Annotated in this window: 19 protein-coding genes; 13 read left to right on the plus strand and 6 right to left on the minus strand. The window is 75.6% G+C overall.

Annotated elements, in window-relative coordinates; genetic code table 11:
* Positions 1-154: 154 nt before the first annotated feature.
* Positions 155-358 (plus strand): cold-shock protein, encoded by a 204-nt coding sequence (locus ACIGAN_RS09950; RefSeq protein ID WP_033201600.1) that lies wholly within the window; start codon positions 155-157, stop codon positions 356-358.
* Between the two features lie 157 nt (positions 359-515).
* Positions 516-1,967 carry a DEAD/DEAH box helicase gene (locus tag ACIGAN_RS09955; RefSeq protein ID WP_399856527.1) on the plus strand — a complete coding sequence of 484 codons (1,452 nt, stop codon included), beginning with the start codon at positions 516-518 and terminating at the stop codon, positions 1,965-1,967.
* A 15-nt stretch (positions 1,968-1,982) separates the two neighbouring features.
* Here ACIGAN_RS09955 and ACIGAN_RS09960 read toward each other — a convergent pair whose 3' ends face one another.
* Positions 1,983-2,993, minus strand: coding sequence for a LacI family DNA-binding transcriptional regulator (locus tag ACIGAN_RS09960; RefSeq protein ID WP_399856529.1), 1,011 nt, complete (start codon positions 2,991-2,993; stop codon positions 1,983-1,985).
* Between the two features lie 339 nt (positions 2,994-3,332).
* Between ACIGAN_RS09960 and ACIGAN_RS09965 the strand changes: the two genes are divergently transcribed.
* Entirely contained in the window at positions 3,333-5,384 is a 2,052-nt protein-coding gene (locus tag ACIGAN_RS09965; RefSeq protein ID WP_399856531.1) for an RICIN domain-containing protein, read from the plus strand.
* A 137-nt stretch (positions 5,385-5,521) separates the two neighbouring features.
* On the opposite strand, the gene pip is transcribed toward ACIGAN_RS09965, so the two are convergent.
* Positions 5,522-6,493, minus strand: coding sequence for a prolyl aminopeptidase (gene pip / locus ACIGAN_RS09970; protein WP_365736232.1), 972 nt, complete (start codon positions 6,491-6,493; stop codon positions 5,522-5,524).
* 364 nt (positions 6,494-6,857) lie between these two features.
* Here pip and ACIGAN_RS09975 point away from each other — a divergent pair, with 364 nt between their 5' ends.
* The 6 genes from ACIGAN_RS09975 to ACIGAN_RS10000 all read left to right on the plus strand — a co-directional run bounded on the left by ACIGAN_RS09975 (position 6,858) and on the right by ACIGAN_RS10000 (position 11,314).
* Complete coding sequence (locus ACIGAN_RS09975; protein WP_365736577.1) at positions 6,858-8,393, plus strand: alpha/beta hydrolase; 1,536 nt, start codon at positions 6,858-6,860, stop codon at positions 8,391-8,393.
* A gap of 185 nt (positions 8,394-8,578) precedes the next feature.
* Complete coding sequence (locus ACIGAN_RS09980; protein ID WP_365736233.1) at positions 8,579-8,980, plus strand: sortase-dependent protein; 402 nt, start codon at positions 8,579-8,581, stop codon at positions 8,978-8,980.
* Positions 8,977-9,594 carry a class F sortase gene (locus ACIGAN_RS09985; protein ID WP_365736235.1) on the plus strand — a complete coding sequence of 206 codons (618 nt, stop codon included), beginning with the start codon at positions 8,977-8,979 and terminating at the stop codon, positions 9,592-9,594. The genes ACIGAN_RS09980 and ACIGAN_RS09985 overlap by 4 nt, the downstream gene beginning before the upstream one ends.
* Positions 9,591-10,082 carry an RNA polymerase sigma factor gene (locus ACIGAN_RS09990; RefSeq protein WP_365090425.1) on the plus strand — a complete coding sequence of 164 codons (492 nt, stop codon included), beginning with the start codon at positions 9,591-9,593 and terminating at the stop codon, positions 10,080-10,082. Before ACIGAN_RS09985 ends, ACIGAN_RS09990 begins: the two co-directional genes overlap by 4 nt.
* Positions 10,066-10,617, plus strand: a complete 552-nt coding sequence (locus ACIGAN_RS09995; RefSeq protein WP_399856534.1) for a hypothetical protein — start codon at positions 10,066-10,068, stop codon at positions 10,615-10,617. The genes ACIGAN_RS09990 and ACIGAN_RS09995 overlap by 17 nt, the downstream gene beginning before the upstream one ends.
* Positions 10,618-10,756: 139 nt before the next feature.
* Positions 10,757-11,314, plus strand: a complete 558-nt coding sequence (locus ACIGAN_RS10000) for a tellurite resistance TerB family protein (RefSeq protein ID WP_365090420.1) — start codon at positions 10,757-10,759, stop codon at positions 11,312-11,314.
* A gap of 1 nt (position 11,315) precedes the next feature.
* Here the strand turns inward: ACIGAN_RS10000 and ACIGAN_RS10005 are convergent, their stop codons facing one another.
* Both ACIGAN_RS10005 and ACIGAN_RS10010 read right to left on the minus strand, forming a co-directional pair.
* Positions 11,316-12,188: a serine hydrolase gene (locus tag ACIGAN_RS10005; RefSeq protein ID WP_399856536.1), complete on the minus strand. Its 873-nt coding sequence runs from the start codon at positions 12,186-12,188 to the stop codon at positions 11,316-11,318.
* Positions 12,185-13,165 carry a LysR family transcriptional regulator gene (locus tag ACIGAN_RS10010; RefSeq protein ID WP_365090415.1) on the minus strand — a complete coding sequence of 327 codons (981 nt, stop codon included), beginning with the start codon at positions 13,163-13,165 and terminating at the stop codon, positions 12,185-12,187. Before ACIGAN_RS10010 ends, ACIGAN_RS10005 begins: the two co-directional genes overlap by 4 nt.
* Before the next feature lie 84 nt (positions 13,166-13,249).
* Here ACIGAN_RS10010 and ACIGAN_RS10015 point away from each other — a divergent pair, with 84 nt between their 5' ends.
* The 4 genes from ACIGAN_RS10015 to ACIGAN_RS10030 are packed head-to-tail and all read left to right on the plus strand — an operon-like array spanning position 13,250 to position 16,916.
* Positions 13,250-14,890, plus strand: coding sequence for a penicillin-binding transpeptidase domain-containing protein (locus tag ACIGAN_RS10015; RefSeq protein ID WP_399856538.1), 1,641 nt, complete (start codon positions 13,250-13,252; stop codon positions 14,888-14,890).
* A 17-nt stretch (positions 14,891-14,907) separates the two neighbouring features.
* Complete coding sequence (gene bla, locus ACIGAN_RS10020; protein ID WP_399856809.1) at positions 14,908-15,876, plus strand: class A beta-lactamase; 969 nt, start codon at positions 14,908-14,910, stop codon at positions 15,874-15,876.
* 7 nt (positions 15,877-15,883) lie between these two features.
* The gene (locus tag ACIGAN_RS10025) at positions 15,884-16,246 is read left to right on the plus strand and encodes a DUF952 domain-containing protein (protein ID WP_365090406.1); all 363 of its coding nucleotides are present in this window, start codon (positions 15,884-15,886) and stop codon (positions 16,244-16,246) included.
* Between the two features lie 4 nt (positions 16,247-16,250).
* Positions 16,251-16,916 (plus strand): DUF4328 domain-containing protein, encoded by a 666-nt coding sequence (locus ACIGAN_RS10030; RefSeq protein WP_399856540.1) that lies wholly within the window; start codon positions 16,251-16,253, stop codon positions 16,914-16,916.
* Here ACIGAN_RS10030 and ACIGAN_RS10035 read toward each other — a convergent pair.
* Positions 16,910-17,782, minus strand: a complete 873-nt coding sequence (locus ACIGAN_RS10035; protein ID WP_399856542.1) for a putative RNA methyltransferase — start codon at positions 17,780-17,782, stop codon at positions 16,910-16,912. The genes ACIGAN_RS10030 and ACIGAN_RS10035 overlap by 7 nt on opposite strands.
* A 991-nt stretch (positions 17,783-18,773) precedes the next feature.
* Positions 18,774-20,678 carry a hypothetical protein gene (locus ACIGAN_RS10040; RefSeq protein ID WP_399856544.1) on the minus strand — a complete coding sequence of 635 codons (1,905 nt, stop codon included), beginning with the start codon at positions 20,676-20,678 and terminating at the stop codon, positions 18,774-18,776.
* Positions 20,679-20,738 lie beyond the last annotated feature (60 nt).

Below are 20,738 nucleotides of genomic sequence, written 5' to 3' on the forward strand. Positions count from 1 at the left end.
TCCCAGAGACTTCGAGTGCTCTATCGACCTTTTGTCGACACGAGCACTCTTTTTTGTTTCCGAGATTTTCGGATCTCTCCACAGGGTGATCATTTCGGCGACTACGGGTCCGCAAGGTGCGGGCCCTGAGTACTGCCCCTCAAGGGAGATTCATATGGCTACCGGCACCGTGAAGTGGTTCAACTCGGAAAAGGGCTTCGGCTTCATCGAGCAGGAGGGCGGCGGTCCCGACGTGTTCGCCCACTACTCGAACATCGCCACCTCCGGCTTCCGTGAGCTCCAGGAAGGCCAGAAGGTGACCTTCGACGTCACGCAGGGCCAGAAGGGCCCGCAGGCGGAGAACATCCTCCCCGCCTGACGCGGACGCGTCTGCCCCGACCGGGGCCCGCACCCTCGCGGGTGCGGGCCCCGGCTCGTTTCGTTTTCCCCCATTCCGGCTCGCTCTTGCGAATCCTGCGGCCCTCCGGCGCCGTCGCGCATTCCCCGATACGTGCCGCATCGAGGAAGGTTCCCCCATGGACCGCACGGCTCGCAGGAGCAACGGCTCCCCCCGCTCCCGCAACGGCGGGTTCCGCACCCGCAAGACGGCAGGCCAGCCCACCGCGGCCCGGTCGGCGAACGGCGGCCCCGGCGCCCGCCGCTCCGCCCCCGCCCGGGAGTTCGCACCGCCCGCCACCCTCACCCCGGCGCTGCCCGCCGTCGAGGCCTTCGCCGACCTGGACCTGCCGCCGCGGCTGCTGGCCGCGCTCGGCGCCGAGGGCCTGACCGAGCCGTTCCCGATCCAGGCGGCCACGCTGCCGAACTCGCTGGCCGGCCGGGACGTCCTGGGCCGCGGGCGCACCGGCTCGGGCAAGACCCTCGCCTTCGGCCTCGCCCTGCTGGCCCGCGTCGACGGGCAGCGGGCCGAGGCCCGGCAGCCCCTGGCGCTGGTCCTGGTGCCCACGCGGGAACTGGCCCAGCAGGTCACCGACGCCCTCACCCCGTTCGCCAAGGCGCTGCGGCTGCGGCTCGCGACGGTGGTCGGCGGGCTGCCGATCGGCCGCCAGGCCAACGCCCTGCGCGCCGGCGCCGAGGTCGTCGTCGCGACGCCCGGCCGGCTCAAGGACCTCCTGGACCGCGGCGACTGCCGGCTGGACCAGGTCGGCGTGACGGTGCTCGACGAGGCCGACCAGATGACCGACATGGGCTTCATGCCGCAGGTGACGGCACTGCTGGACCAGGTGCGCCCCGGGGGCCAGCGGATGCTGTTCTCCGCCACCCTGGACCGCAACGTGGACCGGCTGGTGCGGGCGTACCTGCACGACCCCGTGGTGCACTCGGTCGATCCGTCCGCCGGTGCGGTCACCACGATGGAGCACCACCTGCTGCACGTGGAGGACGACGACAAGCACGCCACCACGACCCGGATCGCGGCCCGTGACGGACGCGTGATCATGTTCCTGGACACCAAGCACGCCGCCGACCGGCTGGCCAAGAAGCTGCTGGCGGTCGGGGTGCGCGCGATGGCCCTGCACGGCGGCAAGTCGCAGTCCCAGCGCACCCGGACCCTGGCCCGGTTCAAGGACGGCGACGTCACGGTGCTGGTGGCCACCAACGTCGCCGCCCGCGGCATCCACGTGGACAACCTCGACCTGGTCGTCAACGTCGACCCGCCCGCCGACCACAAGGACTACCTGCACCGGGGCGGCCGCACCGCGCGCGCCGGCGAGTCCGGGACCGTCGTCACGCTGGTCCTGCCGCACCAGCGGCGCGAGATGTCCCGGCTGATGGCCGACGCGGGCATCACCCCGCAGGTCACCCGGGTCGGGCCGGGCGAGGCGGAGCTGAGCCGCATCACGGGTGCGCAGGAGCCGTCGGGCGTGCCCGTCGTGCTGACGCCTCCGGCCACGGAGAACCGTCCCGCCGGCCGCACCGGCTCCGCCCCGAGCGCCCGCCGCGGCAGGCCGCCCCGGGGCCGCCGCCGCTGATCGCCCCCCTGCCGTTCAGGGCCTCCTGCGGGTCGTGCTCTGCCGGATCACCAGGCGGGTCGGCACCAGGGTCGTGCCGTGTGCGCCGCCGGTGGGTCCGGCCGCGCCCGCGGACTCTTCGCGCATCTTGCTCAGCACTCCCTCCACGCACAGCCGTCCCACCTCGGCGAAGTCCTGGTGGACGGTCGTCAGGGGCGGGAGGAAGGACGCCGACTCGGGGATGTCGTCGAACCCGACGACACTGACGTCGTCGGGGACGCGGCGGCCCCGCTCGTGCAGGGCGCGGAGCAGGCCCAGGGCCATCTGGTCGTTGGCCGCGAAGACGGCCGTGCAGCCGGGCTCGTCGGCGAGCAGGAGGCCGGCGCGGTAGCCGGACTGCGCCGACCAGTCGCCGCGCACCGGGGGCGGCGGGGTGCGGCCCGCCTCGGTGAGCGTCGTGCGCCAGGCGTTGGCGCGGCGCTGCGCGGCGAAGGAGTCCTCCGGGCCCGCCAGGTGCCACACCGTCTCGTGGCCGAGGCCGAGGAGGTGCCGTACGGCGTCCCGGGCGCCGCCCGCCTGGTCGGTGTCGACGACGGTGTAGCGGTCGCCCGCGTCGGAGTCGGCCACCACGACCTGCACGCCCGGCGGCAGGGAGACGGTGGCCGCGTCGAGCAGGTGGATCTCCATGATGACGATCACGGCGTCCACGGCCAGTTCGCCCAGGCGGGAGAACGCGCCGTTCACCTCGTCCTGGGTGGGGACGGCCACGGGCAGCAGCGTGACGGCGTACCCGTGCCCGGCCGCGGAGGTGGCGATGGCCTCCAGGGTGCGGATGTTGCCCAGGGTGGACAGGGAGAACGTGATCACCCCGAGGGTGCGGAACTCGCCGCGGCGCAGCGCCCGGGCCGCGCTGTTGGGCCGGTAGCCCAGCTCGCGCATGGCGGCCAGGACCTGGCGGCGGGTGTCCTCGGTGACGCCGGCGAAGCCGTTGGAGACGCGGGAGACCGTCTGGGAGGAGACCCCGGCGAGCCGGGCGACGTCGGCCATGGACGCGCCCTGGCGGGGCCGGGCCGCGCGTCGTCCCGTCCGGCTGGTGCCCCTCGGTTCGCCCTCGCCGTCCACCGTGTCCCCTGCCCCTCGCCGCGTACCTGGCGTGATGTTCGGTCCGGAACGCGTCCTTGACCCCTGAGATTCGGACAGTGTAGACATCCCGCCAGCGGATGTTTACGTAAACATCGCTCCGTCGGAACCGTACGAGAAGGCGTCGAACCCACCGGAAAGACGCACCGGCCACCCGCACCAGACCTGCACCCGACGCCTGCACCAGACGCCCGCACCAGGACCCGCGCCACGCCCGCACCGGTCGCACGAGCTGGAGTACTCGAGATGGCACACCGCACCCGCAAGAGAAGGCTCCTCGGGGCCATCGGCGTCACCGCCGTGGCGACCGGAACCCTCCTGGCCACGACGCCCCTGCCCGCCGCGCAGGCCGAACCGGCGGCCGGCCGGGCCGTCGCCGGGGTGACCGTCCGGCCGGACCCCTCCTACGCCGGGGAGAGGTTCGAGGGCTGGGGCACCAGCCTGGTCTGGTTCGCCAACGCCACCGGCGACTATCCGCCCGCGATACGCGAGAAGCTCTACCGGCTCCTCTTCGGCGACGAGGGGCTCGCCCTGAACATCGCCCGCTACAACATCGGCGGCGGTAACGCCCCGGACGTGCAGGACTACCTGCGCGCGGGCGGCGCCGTCGAGGGCTGGTGGAAGGCCCCGGCGGGCACCACCCGTGAGGACGTCGGCTGGTGGGACGCGGACGACCCGGGCGACTGGAACGAGCACGCGGACCGGACGCAGCGCTGGTGGGTCGACCGCATCAAGAAGGACATCACCCACTGGGAGGCCTTCAGCAACTCCCCGCCCTGGTTCATGACCGAGAGCGGCTACGTCTCCGGCAACTTCGACGCCGGCCAGGACCAGCTCAAGCCCGAGTCGGTCGAGGACTTCGCGCGGTACCTGGTGGGGGCCACCGAGCGGCTGGAGAAGGCGCACGGCATCGAGGTCGACACGCTCGACCCGTTCAACGAGCCGAACACGGACTACTGGGGCACCAGGCTGGGTCCCGGCGGCGAGCCGGTCGGCGGCCGTCAGGAAGGCGCCCACATGGGCCCCGAGCTGCAGCAGAAGGTACTGCGCGCCCTGGCCCCGGCCTTGGAGGAGTCCCGGTCGGACGCGGAGATCTCCGCGATGGACGAGACCAACCCCGGCATCTTCGCCACCAACTGGAACTCCTACCCGCAGGAGGTCCGCGACCTGGTCGGCCAGATGAACGTCCACACCTACGGCACCGGGCAGCGCACCACCGTCCGCGACCTCGCCAAGGCCGCGGGCAAACCGCTGTGGATGAGCGAGGTCGAGGGCGACTGGGGCGACGGCCAGAGCTTCACGGACATGCGGCCCGGCCTCGGCCTCGCCCAGCGCATCGTCGACGACCTGCGCGAACTGGAGCCGAAGGCCTGGGTGTTCTGGCAGCCCGTCGAGGACTACGACAACATGAAGCCGGGCGGCGAGTCCGCCAAGGGCGGCAACTGGGGCGAGATCCAGGTCCCGTTCAGCTGCACGGCGAAGGACACGCTGAAGACCTGCCCGGTGTACACGAACACCAAGTTCGACACCGCCCGCAACTTCACGCACTTCATCCGGCCCGGCGACCGGCTGATCAAGACCGACGACACGTCCAGCACGGCCGCGGTCTCCCGCGAGGGCGACGCGGCGACCGTCGTGCACGTCAACGGCACCACCGAGGCGCGCGAGGTGACGCTCGACCTGTCGAAGTTCGGCCGGGTCTCCTCCCGTGCCACCGTCACCCCCGTGGTGACCAGCGCCGACGGCAAGCTGGACAGGCAGCGGCCGGTCCGTGTCACCGGCGAGCGGGCCACCGTCGCCGTGCCCGCCCGGTCGGTGACGTCCTTCCTGGTCGAGGGCGTCTCGGGCGTCGCGAAGGACGCGGCGGAACTGCGCGCGGGCCACACGTACCGCCTGACCGGGGTGCAGAGCGGCAAGGACCTCGCGCTCGCCGGCGACGGCACGGGCCTGGTCATCCGCGGCGCCTCGGCCGGCCGGGCCGGCCGGGAGTGGACGGTGGAGCGGATCCGCGGCACCGACCACCGCAAGCGCTACGTCCTCGCCGAGTCCGCGTCGGGCAAGCGGCTCGCCGTCCGCGGCGGGGCCCTGGTCGCCGAGCCGGACACGGGCCGCCGCGACAGGGCCGCCGAGTGGATCGGCTCCACGACCGGCGACGGCACCTGGACCCTCGTCAACGCGGCCACCGGCCAACTCCCGGACGTCTCCGGCCAGTCCACGCGGGAGAACGCCCCCGTGGGCGTCTGGCAGCCCAACTCGGGGGCGAACCAGCGCTGGCGGGTGACGGAGGTGACGGGCTAAGCCGCCCCGCCGTCCTTCGGGGTAGTGCGTGGTCAGCACGTCGATCGGCAAGCGTGCCGGGGTTCCCCGCGAGGGGCCCCGGCCCCGGGGCGACTCGGCCGTCCGCGCGGGGCAGGAGGGGGCCGCGCGGGCGCGGCCTAACGGGTGGGCGCCGTGCGGAACCGGTCCGTCGCGGCCACCACCGCCCCCGCCGAGCCGCCGCCGGCCAGCCCGTGGCCCTCGTCGCCGATCAGCACGAGCTCGGCGTCCGGCCACACCCGGGCCAGGTGCCAGGCCACGTCCGGCGGCCCGCTGATGTCCATGCGGCCGTGGACGAGCACCCCGGGGATGCCGGCGAGCCTCCCGGCGTCGCGCAGCAGCGCCCCGTCCTCCAGGAACGCGGCGTGCCGCCAGTAGTGCGTGACGAGCCGGGCGAAGCGGAACCGGAAGCGCGGGTCCGCGAAGCGCGGGTCGGGACGGTGCCCCGGGTGCGTCGACACGTGCACGTCCTCCCACCGGCACCACTCCCGCGCGGCCCGCTCCCGCACGGCCGGATCCGGGTCGGCGAGCATCCGGGCGTACGCGTCCACCAGGCTCCCCTCGCGCTCCGCCTCCGGCACGGCGTCGCGGAACCGGGCCCACTCCTCGGGGAAGATCCGCCCCATGTCCCGCGTCACCCACTCCACTTCGCGGCGCGTGGTGTTGGTGACGCTGAACAGCACCAGCTCGGAGACGTGGCGGGGGTGCCGCTCGGCGTAGGCCAGGGCGAGGGTGACGCCCCAGGAGCCGCCCAGGACCAGCCACCGCTCGATGCCGAGGTGGAGCCGCAGCCGTTCGATGTCGGCGACCAGGTGCTGTGTGGTGTTGGCGGCGAGCGAGGTCTCCGGGTCCGCCGCGTCGGGCGTGCTGCGCCCGCAGCCGCGCTGGTCGAACAGCACGATGCGGTACGCCTCCGGGTCGAACAGCCGCCGCCAGGCCGGTCCCGCGCCGGAGCCGGGTCCGCCGTGCAGCACGAGCGCGGGCTTGCCGTCGGGGTTGCCGCAGGTCTCCCAGTGGACGAGGTTGCCGTCGCCCACGGCGAGCATGCCGTGGGCGTACGGCTCGATGGAGGCGGGATAGAGCTCGGGCATGCCGGAATCGTGTCACGCGAGCCGAACGCCGGGGTTCCGCAAGTGAATGCCCGCACAACTACCGCCGGGTAATGCGAAGATCACGTCCCAGGATGCCGACAATCCCGCCCCGGCCGCTCCCCGTGACCCGGCCCGGCTGGACACTGCCTGCGACCGACGCGATCGACCGACCAGTGCGATCGCCCGACCGACCGAGGGCACCGGGCCGACACCCGCGTGCCGAGGGGGAATCCACTCAGTGAGAACGACAGAACACGGCGGACGCCGCTCCGCCGCGCGCGCGGCCGGGCGTGTGCCCCGGCTGCGCGTCGCCCTCGCCGCCGCAGCGGCGCTCGCCGTCTGCGCGGCCACCGCGCCGCAGGCGATGGCCGCCCCGTCCACCGCGACCGACCCCCAGCCGGCCGTGCCGAGCCTGAACTGGGCCGACTGCCAGGGCGGGTTCGAGTGCGCGGACGCTCAGGTGCCGCTGGACTACCGCGACCCGCAGGGCCGGACCATCACCCTGGCGGTCGTCCGCAAGAAGGCCGCCGACCAGGGCGCGAAGAAGGGCACGCTCTTCCTCCAGCCCGGCGGCCCCGGCAACTCCGGCGTCGACTTCGTGCGCAACAACTACGCCGGCCTGCCCGCCTCCCTGCGCGACAACTTCGACGTCTTCGGCTACGACGTCCGTGGCGTCGGCCGGAGTTCGCAGGTGGTGTGCTGGGACGACCCGACGTACACGCAGGCCGTCACCGCCGCCAAGGGCACCCCCGGCCCGGACGCCTTCGAGCCCGCCGTGCGCCAGGCCGCCTCGTTCGTGCAGGGCTGCCAGGACAACGCCGGCGGCCTCGTGCCGTACGTGGGAACCGGGTACGTCGCCCGGGACATCGACCTGCTGCGTCAGGCGCTCGGGGAAGAGCAACTGACGTACTACGGGCGGTCCTTCGGCAGCTACATCGGGACCGTCTACGCCGCCATGTACCCCGAGCGCGTGCGCGCCCTCGTCCTCGACGGCGGCTACGACCCGGAGCACTACGCGAACAAGCCGTACGCCTACGACCGGCCCCAGTACCTGGCGCTGGACGGCGCGATGGGCCGCTTCCTCGACTGGTGCGAGACCGACCAGGCCACCTGCGGGTTCGGCGACGGCGACCCCCGGGGCGCGTTCGAGAAGCTCAAGGCCGACCTGGACGCCAACCCCGTACCGACCGCCAACGGCGGGCAGGCCAACGGCTACACCCTGGTCTACCGCCTGATGTTCAACATCAACGAGGGCAAGGTCATCTGGCCCTCCCTCGGCCAGGCCCTGCGCAAGGCGCAGCAGCGCGACAACACCTCGTTCCTGCTGCGGCCCCCGTCCCCGGCCAGCTACGACTTCCTCAACCCGAACGTGGCCGTCGAGTGCGTCGACAAGGACTACCCGCGTGATACGGCCCTGCTGAAGCGGCAGGTCACCCGGAACGCCGAACTGGCCCCGCTGCTGGGCCCGGCCATGGCGTACGGCCCGCCGACCTACGACCACCAGCACGCCACCGCCTGCGTCCAGTGGACCGGCGAGAAGCCCAGCCGCTACGCCGGCTCCTTCCGGGCCAAGGGCTCCGCGCCGATCCTGGTCCTCGGCACCACCGGCGACCCGGACACCCCGTACCAGGACGCGGTGGCCCTGTCCCGGAAGCTGGACAACGGCCGGCTGCTCACCTTCCGCGCCGAGGGGCACACCGCCTTCGGCCGCAGCGCCTGCGCGACGGACGCCGTGACCGGCTACCTCGTCGACCTCGAGGTGCCGGCGCGGGGCACCACCTGCGCGGACGAGACGCAGCCGCCGTCCGCCACGCCGAAGAAGGCCCCCGCGGGCACGACCCTCGGTGAGCTGCGCAACGGCGTCGACGAGCGGCTCGACCGCATCGGCACCCTGCGCTGACCCACCCCGCCCGGACCCCGGGCTCCCCGTGCCGCACGGGGAGCCCGGGGTTTCGCGTGTCCCGACCGCCCGCGGGCCGTCCCGGGGCGCGCCACGGGCGGGGGCTTTGCCATCTCTTTACAACCCGCCTGCCGCCCGCCTCGTCTCTCCGCACGACCTGTTCACCGATCTGGGAGTGCGACTCCATGCGCCGAACCGTCCTCAGCCTGCTGGCCCTCACGGGCACCGCCGTACTGATGGGCACGGGGCCCGCGTCCGCGGACGGGGCGACGGCCCCGAGCCCCGTCCCGTCGGCCGCCCGGCCGACCGCCCACCCGGCCACCGGCGACACGCCGCGGCCGGCCGCGCCCGCCGAGCGCAGCCGCCCCGCCCGCCCGGTCCCGAGCGCCGAGCCGACCCGGGCACCGGCGCGCGACCAGGTGTCCGTCGTGCCGAGCGGCGCGCCCGATACCGGCGTGACCACGGCGTCCGGCCGTCACCAGGGCTCCGGCACCGACGGCACGGCGATCGGCGCGGGCGCCGCGGCGGTGCTCCTCGTGGGCGGCGGCGCGGTCTTCGCCGTGCGCCGCCGGGCGACCGGGGCATGACCGCGTTCTCCAGGCGCGCGTTCACGGCCGGGGCCCTGGCGTCCGTGCTGACGGCCTGCGGTGGCGGCCCGGCGGCGCGACCGCGCGCCACCGGGACCGGGCGGGCGGGCACCCCGGCCGCGGGGGCGTCTCCCGCGGCCGGTGCGGCCCCGGTCCGGCTGCTGATCCCGGCGATCGGCGTCGACACCCCGGTCGTCCGGCTGGGCCTGGCGGCGGACGGCACCGTGCAGGTGCCGCCGGTCACGGCCCACGACCGGGCGGGCTGGTACCGGCACTCGCCGCCGCCGGGCCGGAAGGGGCCGTCGGTCCTCCTCGGCCACGTCACGGTCGGGCGGTTCGGCGACGGCGTCTTCCGCCACCTGGCCCGGCTGCGCCCCGGCGACCGGATCGAGGCGCGCCTGGAGAACGGCACGGCGGCGGTCTTCGCCGTCACCGCCGTACGGACCGTGCCGAAGCGCGACTTCCCGGCCGACGACGTCTACGGGAACGTGGCGCGCCCGGAGTTGCGGCTGATCACCTGCGGCGGAGCGCGTACCGGCGACGGCTACGCGGACAACGTGATCGTGTTCGCCGTGCAGGACGGCGCCGAGTCCCCCACCTCTGGAGAGCGTTGAAACGGTCCCGCGAGAAGGCCGCGTCCGAGCTGTTCGCCGCCCTCTACCCGCGTCTCGCCGGCTGGTGCCGCCGGCTCGTCGACGACGACGAGACGGCCCACGAGATCGCCTCCGAGGCGTTCACCCGGCTGTGGGCCCGCTGGACGTCCGTCGACGAGCCCCGCGGGTTCCTCTACGTCACCGCGGCCAACCTCGTCCGGGACCACTGGCGCAAGCTGGAGCGCGAGCGCCGGGCCCTGCACCGCGTCACCTCGGAGGCCGCCGTGCGCCCCCACCCCGAGCAGGCCGACCCGTCGGTGCGGCTGCTGGTGCAGGCGCTGCCGGAGCGACTGCGCGTCCCGATCCTCCTCCACTACTACGCTGACATGCCGGTCCGGGAGGTGTCCGCCCTGACCGGGCGCAAGGAAGGAACCGTCAAGGCCGATCTGCACGCGGCCCGGGAACTGCTCCGCGTCCATCTGAGGAGAAGCCTTGACCACACGCCTTGACGACGTCCCGGGCGAGCCCGAGTCCGGCCCCGACGACCCGCTCGCCGTGATCCTGCGGCCCTCCTCGCCCGACTACCTGGGCGCCCCGCCCGGCCAGTTCGAGGCGGTCCGCCGCCGGGCGACCCGCCGCCGCCTGCTGCGCACCGCGGCCGGGGCGGGCCTGTGCTGCGCCGTGGCCGCCCTCGTGGTCCTCCCGCTGCGCCTGGGCGCACCGCAGGCGCCACCCGTCCCGACGGTCCCGATGGCCCCGGCCCCCGCGACCCGGGCTCCCGCCACCCCGGTCCCCTCGCCCTCCGCGTCCCGCTCCGGCTCCCCGGCGGAGCGCTCCCGGACGCCCGCCCCCCGCACCGGCGGCCCCCGTGCCGAGGACTCCCGGCCCACCGCCCCCCGCACGGCCGCCACCCGCACCACCGCGCCCGCCGACCGCGCCGACGCCACGCCCGGTCCCCCCTCGGCCAGGCCGACCTCGGTACGGCCCGTCCCCTCCGGGGCCCGCACGGGCACGGCCGAGGAGCCGGCCACCGACCGCCGGTAGTCCCGGCGGCCCGCCGGTCCGGCCGCCCGGTCGCCGGGCAGGGGTTTGCGGAACCTTTGCCCGGGGGCCGGGCGTTGGCAGGGTGTGCGCGCGCGAGCGGGTGCGTCCTTTGACGGTGACGAATACCGAGGTGACGGCAATGGCAGTGTGGGACCGGCTGAAGGATCAGGCCAAGGCTCTCCAGCAGGGTCAGTCCGGACACGGCGCGCCCGGGGGGCACAGCGGCGGGCACGGCGCTCCGCGGTCCGGCGGGGGCGGCAAGGCCCAGCTGATCGGCCTGTTCAAGACGCAGCTCGGATCGCTGAAGAGCGAACTCAAGAGCGGCGCCTACCGGGACGCGAGCATGGCGATCTGCGCCCTGGTCGCGGCGGCCGACGGCCAGGTGGACGCCTCCGAGCGCCAGCAGGTCGAAAACATGATCCTCAGCAACGACGTGCTGCAGAACTTCCCGCCGGAGCAGCTGCGCCAGCGCTTCGGCAAGCACGTGGACCAGCTGACGGCGAACTTCCAGTACGGCAAGGCGGAGGCGATGCAGGAGATCGCCAAGGCGGCCAAGAAGCCCGGCGAGGCGCGGGCCGTGATCCAGACCGGCATGGTCATCGCCGGTGCCGACGGCCACTTCTCGCAGGCCGAGGCCCAGGTCCTGCGCGAGGCGTGCGCGGCGCTGGGGCTGTCCCCGGCGGAGTTCCAGCTCTGAGTCAGCGGGCGCGCAGGGCGTCCACCGCCAGGCGGGCCGTCGTGCCGATGACGGCGTCGGCGGCCGGCAGCAGCGCGGAGGTGCGGGCCGTGCGGGTGAAGACGGCGACGGCGTAGCGGCCCCCGTCGGGGTACTCGACGACGCCGACCTCGTTGCGCACGGTCGGCAGGCTGCCCGTCTTGCCCGCGACGTGCACGTCGTCGAAGGGGAAGCCGGAGGCCAGCCGGTGCGGCCACACCTGCAGTCCCAGGACCCGGCGGATGGCCGCGCCGTGCTCCGGCGGGCACGCCTCGTCGCGCCAGACGGCGGCGAGCAGCCGGGTCATGTCGCGCGGGGTGCTGCGGTTGGTGCGGGCCGGATCCAGCGCGCGGAGCCGGGTGACGACGTGCGGATCGGCCAGCGCCCCCGCGCCACCGGGACCGGCGTCCTCCTTGATGGTGGCCAGAAGCTCGCCGAAGGTGTGGACGGCGTGGGTGTGCGTCAGACCGAGGCGGGCCGTGGCGCGGTTGACGGCGTCCAGGCCGACGCGCCCCAGCAGCAGGTCGGCGGCGGCGTTGTCGCTGACGGACATCATCAAGAAGGCCAGGTCCCGCAGGGACAGCCGGGCCCCGTCGAGCATCGCGGCGAGCCCCGTCGGACCGGTGGTGCGCCCCTGCGGCGGGCACTCGACCTGCTCGGTGAGGTCCAGCAGCCCCTCGGCCGCCCGCTGGTGCAGCGCGACGAGCAGGCACAGCTTGTGGACGCTGGCGGTGCACACCGGCTGGTCGGCGCCGGCGTCGAGCTGCGCCCCGGAATCGATGTCGACGGCGTGCAGCCGGCCGGTGACCCCGGCGTCGGCGAAGGCCGCGTGGATGCGGGCGAGGACGTCGGTCACAGCCAGTACTCCGAGGCGGGGCGCAGATGGAGCGGGCGGGAGGGCAGGTCGGGGGTGGCACCGGCGGTGGCGCGCAACGCGCCCGCGGCGGCCTCGGCGAACGCGCCGACGGCGGCGTCGCCCCGCCCGCCGGGCCAGGCGACGGAGTGCCGCAGCGCGAGCGGGGCGCCGGTGAGCGGGCGCCACACGACGCCGCCGTCCGCTGTCTGGGGCGCAGTGCGCTCCGCGTCGCCGTGCGCGTCCCGCGGGCTGAGGGCCACCGCCCGGGCCGACAGCACCAGGCCGCGCACGAAGCTGGCGCCCTGGGCGTGGCGTACGGCGGGCGGGGTGTAGCCGTTGCGGGCGCAGGTGGTCAGCAGGTCGTCGTAGACGGCGGGGGCGGCCGCGCGGGGGAAGAGGATCAGGTCGTGGCCGGTCAGGGAGGCGAGCGGGACCTCGGCCAGGCCGGCCGCGGCCGCGTCGCCGGGCAGCAGCACGCCCAGTTCGCGGCGGAGCACCGGGCCCAGCTCCAGCCCGGAGACGTCGCAGGGGTGGTGGATGAGCCCGACGTCCAGTTCGTGCGCGGCGAACCGCTCCAGCTGCTGGGCGGTGGACAGTTCGTGCAGCTCCAGCTCCAGGCCGGCGGCGCCCTCGGTGAACGCCGTCAGCAGCGCGGCGACCGTCGCGCCGGAGACGTCCGGGGGCAGGGCGGCCCGCAGCAGCCCGGTCTCGCCGTCGCGGATGCGGCGCGCGGTGGCCAGCAGCGCCTCGGAGCGGGCGAGCACCTCGCGGGCCTCGGCCAGCAGCAGCGTCCCCGCCTCGGTGATGGTCACCTGCCGGCTGGTGCGTTCGAAGAGCCGGACGCCGAGGTGCCGCTCCAGGCGCTGGATGCGCTGCGACAGCGGCGGCTGGGCCATGCCGAGCCGGGCGGCGGCACGGCCGAAGTGTGACTCTTCTGCAACAGCCACGAAGCACTCCAGGTGCCGCACCAGGTCCACGAGCAGGAATCATATCGACTGGATATTGATCCGACACCGATACCGGTCTTGGACAGGATGCCGGGCCGCTGCTGTCCTCGGCGCATGGACACTCACACCGACCACACGGGCGTGATCACCGGCGGGTCCGGACCGCGCCGCAGGGGCCCGCGGGCCGTCGTCGCCGGGGCGGTGGTGCTGGCCGCCGTCGCGGGCGGGGCGTACGCGGCCGGTCTCGGGCCCTTCGCGCGGGACACCGGGCCCGATCCGGAGGCCGGCAGGCAGGCCCGGGCGTTCCTGGCCGACTGGGCCGCCGGCCGGGTCCCGGACGCGGCGGGCCGTACGACCAGTCCGGCGACGGCCCGGCGGGTGCTGGACAGCTTCACCACCGGGCTCGACATCAGCGAGCCGAAGCTCACGGCCGGCTCCGCGGCCGAGGCCGGGGACGGCACGGTCACCGTCCCCTTCACCGCCCGGATGCCGGTCACCGGCCTGGGCACCTGGACCTACGCGTCGAAGCTGCCGCTGCGCGAGCAGGACGACGGCACCTGGAAGGTGGACTGGACGCTGTCCCTCGTCCACCCGCGGCTGAGCGACACGGAGAAGTTCCGCCTGGAACGCGAGGAGACCGAGCCCCCCGAGGTGAAGGACCGCGACGGCACCACCCTGTCCGCCGCCGACCACCCCTCCCTGGCGCCGCTGATGACCCGGCTCGCCGGGGGCGACGGCGGGGAGACCGGGGCGCGGGGCGCGATCCGCCTGGTCGACCGCGCCACGGGGAAGGTGGAGCGCACGGAGGCCACGTTCGGCGCGAAGACGGTCCGGGCGGACCGGGGCCCGGTCGCCACGACCCTCGACGCCGACTGGCAGTCCGCCGCGGAGGAGGCCCTCGCCGCCCACGCCGGCGGCAAGAACGCCGCGCTGGTCGCACTGCGCGTCGACGACGGCGAGATCCTGGCCGTGGCCAACTCCCCGTCGTCGGGCTTCAACCGCGCGCTCTCCGGCACCTACGCGCCCGGCTCCACCTGGAAGATCGTCACCAGCAGCGCCCTGCTGCTGAAGGGCGCCGTCGCGCCGGACGACGTGGTGGACTGCCCCAAGTACCTCACGGTGGGCAAGCGGTTCCAGAACGTGGAGCTGTCCGAGCATCCGGGCGCGACCTTCGCCAAGGACTTCACCGAGTCGTGCAACACGGCGTTCATCAGCCTGCGCGACCGGCTCGACGACGGGGAACCGGGCGAGGTGGCCCGCCGGTACTTCGGCGTCGGGCAGGAGTGGCACGTCGGGGCGCCCACGTACGACGGCTCGGTGCCGGTGCCGAAGGACGAGACGGAGAAGGCCGCGTCGATGATCGGGCAGGGGCGGGTGCAGGCCAACCCGCTGATCATGGCGTCCGTGACGGCGACGGCCGTGTCCGGCAGGTTCCACCAGCCCTCGCTCACCGCCGGCACCGAGGACACGACCGACACGGCCCCGCTGCCCGGGCGCGTCGTCACGCAGCTGCGCGCGATGCTGCGGGCCACGGTCACCGACGGCACGGCGAGGATCCTCGCCGGCCTGCCCGGCGAGGTCGGCGCGAAGACCGGCACCGCCGAGGTCTCCGACGACCAGGACAACAACGGCTGGCTCGTCGCGCACCGGGGCGATGTGGCCGTCGCCTGCGTCGTGGAGGAGGGCGTCACCGGCGGCGGCTCGGCCGGACCGATCGTCCGGAGCCTGCTGGCCGCGGTTCCGGACCCCTCGTGAGGGAGATGAGCATCCGTATGCCCCTCGACCGGCCCGTGTCCTCCCGCCGCTCCTTCCTGGCCGCCGCGGCCCTGCTGCCGCTCCCCCTCGCCGGCTGCGGCGCCGGTGAGAGGCCTCCCGGCCGCCCCGGCCGGCAGGCGACGGCCACCGGGTCCGCCCCGCCGCCGGGCCGGCCGCCGGTGCACCGGCCCCGCTTCGCGGACCTGGAGCGCGCGTACGGCGCCCGGGTCGGGGTCTACGCGCTCGCGACCGGCACCGGGGCCACCGTCGAGCACCGCGCGGGGGAACGCTTCGCGTTCTGCTCGGTGTTCAAGGCCCTGGCCGCCGCTGCGGTGCTGCACCACCGCTCCCCGCACGACCTGGACCGGCGCGTCGCCTACACCCGGGCCGACCTGCGCTCCACCACACCAGTCACCGGACGGCACCTGGCGACGGGCATGACCCTGCGTCAGCTCTGCGACGCCGCCGTCCGCTTCAGCGACGGCGCGGCGGGCAACCTGCTGATGCGCGAGATCGGCGGCCCGCGCCGGCTCACCGCCTACCTGCGCGGACTCGGCGACCGGACCAGCCGCATGGACCACTACGAACCCGAGCTGCACGACGTCCCGCCGGGCGACCCCAGCGACACCACCACCCCCGAGGCGGTCGCCACCGACTTCCGCACGCTCCTGCTGGGCACCGCCCTGCCCGCCCGCGACCGCGCGCTGCTGCTGGACTGGCTCTCCCGCAACGCCACCCCCGTCGGCGCCCGCCGCATCCGGGCCGGGCTGCCCGCCGGCTGGCAGGTCGCCGACAAGACCGGCACGGGGCGTCACGGCCGGGCCAACGACGTCGCGGTCGTCCACCCGCCCCGCGGCGGGCCGCTCGTCCTCGCCGTGCTCACCGACCGCTGCAACCCCGGCGCCGAGCCCTCGGACGCCCTGATCGCCGAGGCGACCCGGCGGACCGTCGCCGCCCTCGGCCTGTCGGACCGGGGCGGGCTATAACGGGGCCATGATCTATCACGTCGTACCGAGCACCGTCTGGACCGCCGAGCCCGGCCGGCCGTACGCGCCCGCCTCCCTCGCCGAGGAGGGCTTCGTGCACTGCTCCCCGGACGAGGCGACCACGCTGGCCGTCGTCAACGCCTTCTACCGGGACGCGCCCCGGCCCCTGCTGGTGCTCGCGCTCGACGAGACGCGGCTGACCGCGCGGGTGGAGTGGGAGGCGGCGGCCCCCGCACCGCCGCCCGGGGTCGCCGGCGACACCCTGTTCCCGCACGTCTTCGGCCCGCTCGACCGGGACGCCGTCGACCACGTCCTCCAGGTGCGGTGGGACGGGCAGGGCCGGGCCTCGGAACTGAGTACGACAGGATGACCGGGTGACCGTCCGGAGTGTTGCCCCCACCGCCCCCACCGCCCCCGCCGTGCTCCCGGCCCGCTGCGCCGTCGCGGCCCTCGCCCTGGCCGCACTGGCCTGGGCCGTCCGGGCGGTGTGGCACCTGCGGCTGTTCCTGGCGGGGGAGCCGGCGTCCGGCCCGCCCGACCAGGGCGGGGGCACGCACCGCCCGCTGACCGCGCTGGAGGACTCCTACCACCAGGTCGCCGCGGCGGGCGGTGTCGTCACGGCCGTCTGCGCCGTGGTCTTCCTGTTCTGGCTGGACCGGGTGCGGGACAACGCCCGCGCCCTGTCGGGCAGCGCACCGCGCTACGGCTCCTTCTGGCTCTTCCTCGGCTGGATCGTGCCCGTCGCCAACCTGTGGATACCCCGGGGCGTGGTCGCGGACGTCCACCGCTCGGTCTTCCCCGGACGGCCGCTGCCCGCCGTCGTGAACTGGTGGTGGGGGCTGTGGCTGGCGGGTCTGGCGGGCGGCGCGGGAATCGTCCACGCCGACGACACCGACGAGGTCATCGCCCGCGCCTACACCGGGGTCCTGCCCCTGCTGGCCGCCGATCTGGCCGTCGTGGCGGCGGCCGTGGCCGCCGCCCTCATGATCCGTACGCTCACGGCGGCGCAGGACGAGCACCTCGCCCGCCAGGGCTACTGAGCGGACCCGGCGGGCCGGTACACCGACACGGCGAACGACGCGGTGACGTGCACCGGCGTCCCCAACCGGGCGACCCGGCCCGGCAGTTGCGCCGTGTCGAGGTGGTGCGCGGCCGGGCTCATGGCCACCAGGCGGACGACGTCCCCGGGCGTCAGGGCCGGGGTGAACTCCAGCCGCTCGGTGCCATCGAGCCGGAAGGCGGCCGACAGGGTCCGGCGCAGCCGTTCCTCCTTCCTGGGATCGACCGCCAGCAGCCCCAGGGGGCCGCGCAGTTCGCGCAGGTGCCGTGCCGTGGGCGTGACGACGAGCAGGGCGCCGTCCGCGCGCAGGACACGGCGGAACTCGGGGCCGTTGCGAGGGGCGAAGACGTTGAGGACGAGGTGGGCGCAGCCGGTGCGGACGGGCCAGGGCCGCCAGACGTCCCAGCCGGCGGCCCGCGCGCGGGGATGGGCCCGGGCCGTGGCGCGCAGGGCGGCGGCGGAGGTGTCCAGGCCGATGCCGAGGGCCCCGGGGAGGGCGTCCAGGACGGCGGCCAGGTAGTGGCCGGTGCCCGCGCCGGCGTCCAGCACGGTCGCGTCGGCGGGTGCCAGGCCGGCGGCGAGGTCGGCGAGGGTGCGGGCGAGCGGATCGTAGTGCCCGGAGCGCAGGAAGGCGGCGCGGCTGCTCACCATGGCGGCGGAGTCGGCGCTCGCGGGACGCCGGTGGCCGGTCAGCAGGCTCACATGGCCGTGGCGGGCGATGTCGAAGGTGTGCCGCGCGGGGCAGCGCAGGGCGCCGTCGGCGCGGGTGAGGCCGGAGTGGCACTGGGGGCAGGTCAGGACGGTCAGCAGCCGGTCGGACGGCAGGCGGGCGGGACCCGAGGGCATGGCGGTGCTCCTGGACGGCGCGGCGCGGCGAGGGGCCGGGCCGCGTGCGGGCGGTGGACGCGAGTCACCGGCGTCCGCCGGGGGCGGACATGCCGGGGACGGCGACGTGACGCGCTCACGTCGCCGTCGTCACCGCGGTGTCAGAGGAAGCAGTGCGGCAGGGCGTTGCATGCCAGGGCCATACCCCCAGGCTACCGGCGCCGCACCGGCCACGGGGAGCCGCCCGACGGGGCGCCGGTCGGCCCCGGGCCCCACCCGGCCGGGCACCGCGCCGACCACCGGGAGACGCCCGACGGGGCACCGCACCGGCCGCCGGGAAACGCCCGGCCGGGCGCCGCGTCGGCCGCCGGGAACGGCCCGACGGGGCGCCGCACCGATCACCGAGGGCCACCCGGCCAGGCGCCGCACCGACCCCGGGAGGCACCCGAGGAGGCTGCGGTCGGCGGGCACCAGGAGGCACCCGGCCGGGCCCCGCACCAGCCGCCGGAAGACACCCAAGGAGCAGCGGTCGGCGGGCACCGAGAGCCACCCGACCGGGCCCCGCAACCGGCCACCGAGAACCACCCGGCCAGGCCCCGCACCAGCCACCAGGACCCACCCAAGGAGCGGCAGTCGGCGGGTACGGAGAGCCACCCGACCGGGCCCCGCACCAGCCACCAGGACCCACCCAAGGAGCGGCAGTCGGCGGGTACCGAGAGCCACCCGGCCGGGCCCCGCACCACCCACCGAGGGCCCCCGGCCAGGCACCGTACCGGCCTCGGGAGGCACCCGAGGAGGCGGCGGTCGGCAGGCACCAACAGCCGCCCGGCAGGGCACCGCACCAGCCACCGGGAGGCATCCGAGGAGGCGGCGGTGCCGCGAGCCGCCCGGCCGGGCGCCGCGTCGGCTGTCGGGGGTCGTCCGGCCGGGGTGGTGGGCCGGGGGGTACGCGGACGGCCCGCGTCCGGGTGTCCGGGGCGGGCCGTCGTGGTGACGTCGGGTCAGGTCCGGGTCAGCTGTGATCGCGTGAGCGGAGCCTCAGCCGCGGTCCGTAGCGGAAGGCCGCGAAGCCCACCGCCGCCAGGGCTCCGGCCGCCGCCGCGAGGAGGCCGACGCCGCCCGCGCCGGTGGAGGCGAGGCTGCCGCCGTCGAGGTCGGTCGACGCGCCGCCCGTGGTGGCGGTGCCGCCCGTGGACGTGCCGTCACCGCCGGTCGTGCCGCCGGTGCTCGCCGAGGGGCTCGGGTCCGCCGACGGGCTCGGGCTGCCCGACGGGTCGTCGCCCGGGCCGGGGCCCCCGGTGCCGTCGCCGGGGACGACCTCGACCGCGAACTGGGTCATGGCACCGCCGGCCGACGCGGTCACGGTGTAGGTGCCCGTGCCGTCACCGGCCGTCAGGGTCGGGGCCGTCGCCCTGCCCCGCTCGTCGGTCTCGACCCGGACGACCCGCTCACCGTCCGCGAAGCGGGGCGCGTCCTCGCTCTCGTCCTCGACACGGAACTCGACCTCGGTGCCGGCCGGTGCCGCGGCGCCCGCCGTGACCACCTCGGCGGCCAGGGCCTCCTCGAAGTCCGCGCCCTGCTCGGCCCGCTGGCCGTCGCCGCCCGCGACGGAGACGGTGTACGCCGAGTCCTTCACCTCGACGGAGAAGACCGTCGAGACGCCGCCGGCCGTCGCGCGGACGGTGAACGCGCCTTCCTTGCCGCCCACCTGGATCGGCTGGGACTCGGCCCGGCCGCGGGCGTCGGTCGGCACCACGAGCTCGGTGGAGTCGGCGCCGCCCTTGACGTAGAAGAAGGCGCCCTGCCGGCCGGGATCCTCGATGGTGAAGGTGACGGAGGCGTTCTCGACGGCGTTGCCCGCCTTGTCCCGGGCCACCACGGCCAGCGGGCCGGCGCCGCCGCCCGGCTGGACGGTCTCGTCCGTGCCGGAGACCTGGACCAGTTCGGCGATGGCGGGGGTCTTCCACTGGAAGACCACGCGCCCGTCGCCGGAGCGGTCGGTGTTGACGCCGCCCTCGGCGATCCCACCGCGCACCGGCTCGCCGGACGGCTGCCAGAACGGGTCGTTCTTCGCCGGCGGCACCGTCCGGCTGCCGGTGAGCAGCCGGGCGTCCCGCACGCGCTCGGGGTCCACGTAACTGCTCCCGCCCGCGCCGCTGCCGATGGGGCCGCGCTCCTCGTCCGTGCCGCCGCCCCCGCCGCCGCCCGCGTGACCGGCGCCGCCGCCACCGCCGTAGCCGTGCGCGCCGGAGCCGCCGGCGCCGCCCTTGCCGCCGCCGGAGGCGTCGGCGCCCGAGGAGCCGTTGCCGCCGCCCGCACCGCCGGTGGCTCCGGCGGCGCCCTTGCCGCCGCGCTCGGACTCGGTGTCGTCCTGGCCGCGCTCGCCGCCGCCCGGGCCGCCCTGGCCGGCGTCCACGTCGCCGTAGCCACCGCCGCCGCCACCGGCCGCGATGAGCAGCGGCTCGCCGTCGGCGGAGCGCACCCCGCTGCTGTTGCCGCCGACCGCGGCGTACCGGCCGCCGCCCGCACCGCCGAGCGCGTCACCGAAGCGCTGCACGCCGACCGCGACCGACAGCTTCTCCCCGGGCGTGACACTGAGCGTGCCCGCGGTGTAGCCGCCCGCCCCGCCGTTGGCGAAGGGGGTGCCCTCGCCGCCCTGCCCCCAGGCGCGCACGTCGAGCGCCGTGACACCGGCCGGGACCCGGAAGTCCTCGCGGGCACCCGTCGGATCGAACAGCCGGCAGCCGGAGAACCCCTCCGTCGGCGTGCACGCCTTCCCGGCGAGCACCTGGCTGCCCGCGGCCGTGGCGGCGGAGGCGCCCGTCAGGGCGGTGCCGCCGGTCAGGGCCAGCAGGGTCAGAGCGGCGGCGCCACGCCGGTACCGGGCGCGCCGCGGCACGGCGGCATGGTGATGCATCAAGGGAACTCCCCCACTCGTCACACGCTCCCCCCCTGGGAGCCAGACACTGCTCGATCG

The sequence above is a fragment of the Streptomyces sp. NPDC085931 genome (genome assembly GCF_044540565.1).
In the GTDB taxonomy this organism is placed as follows: Bacteria; Actinomycetota; Actinomycetes; order Streptomycetales; family Streptomycetaceae; genus Streptomyces.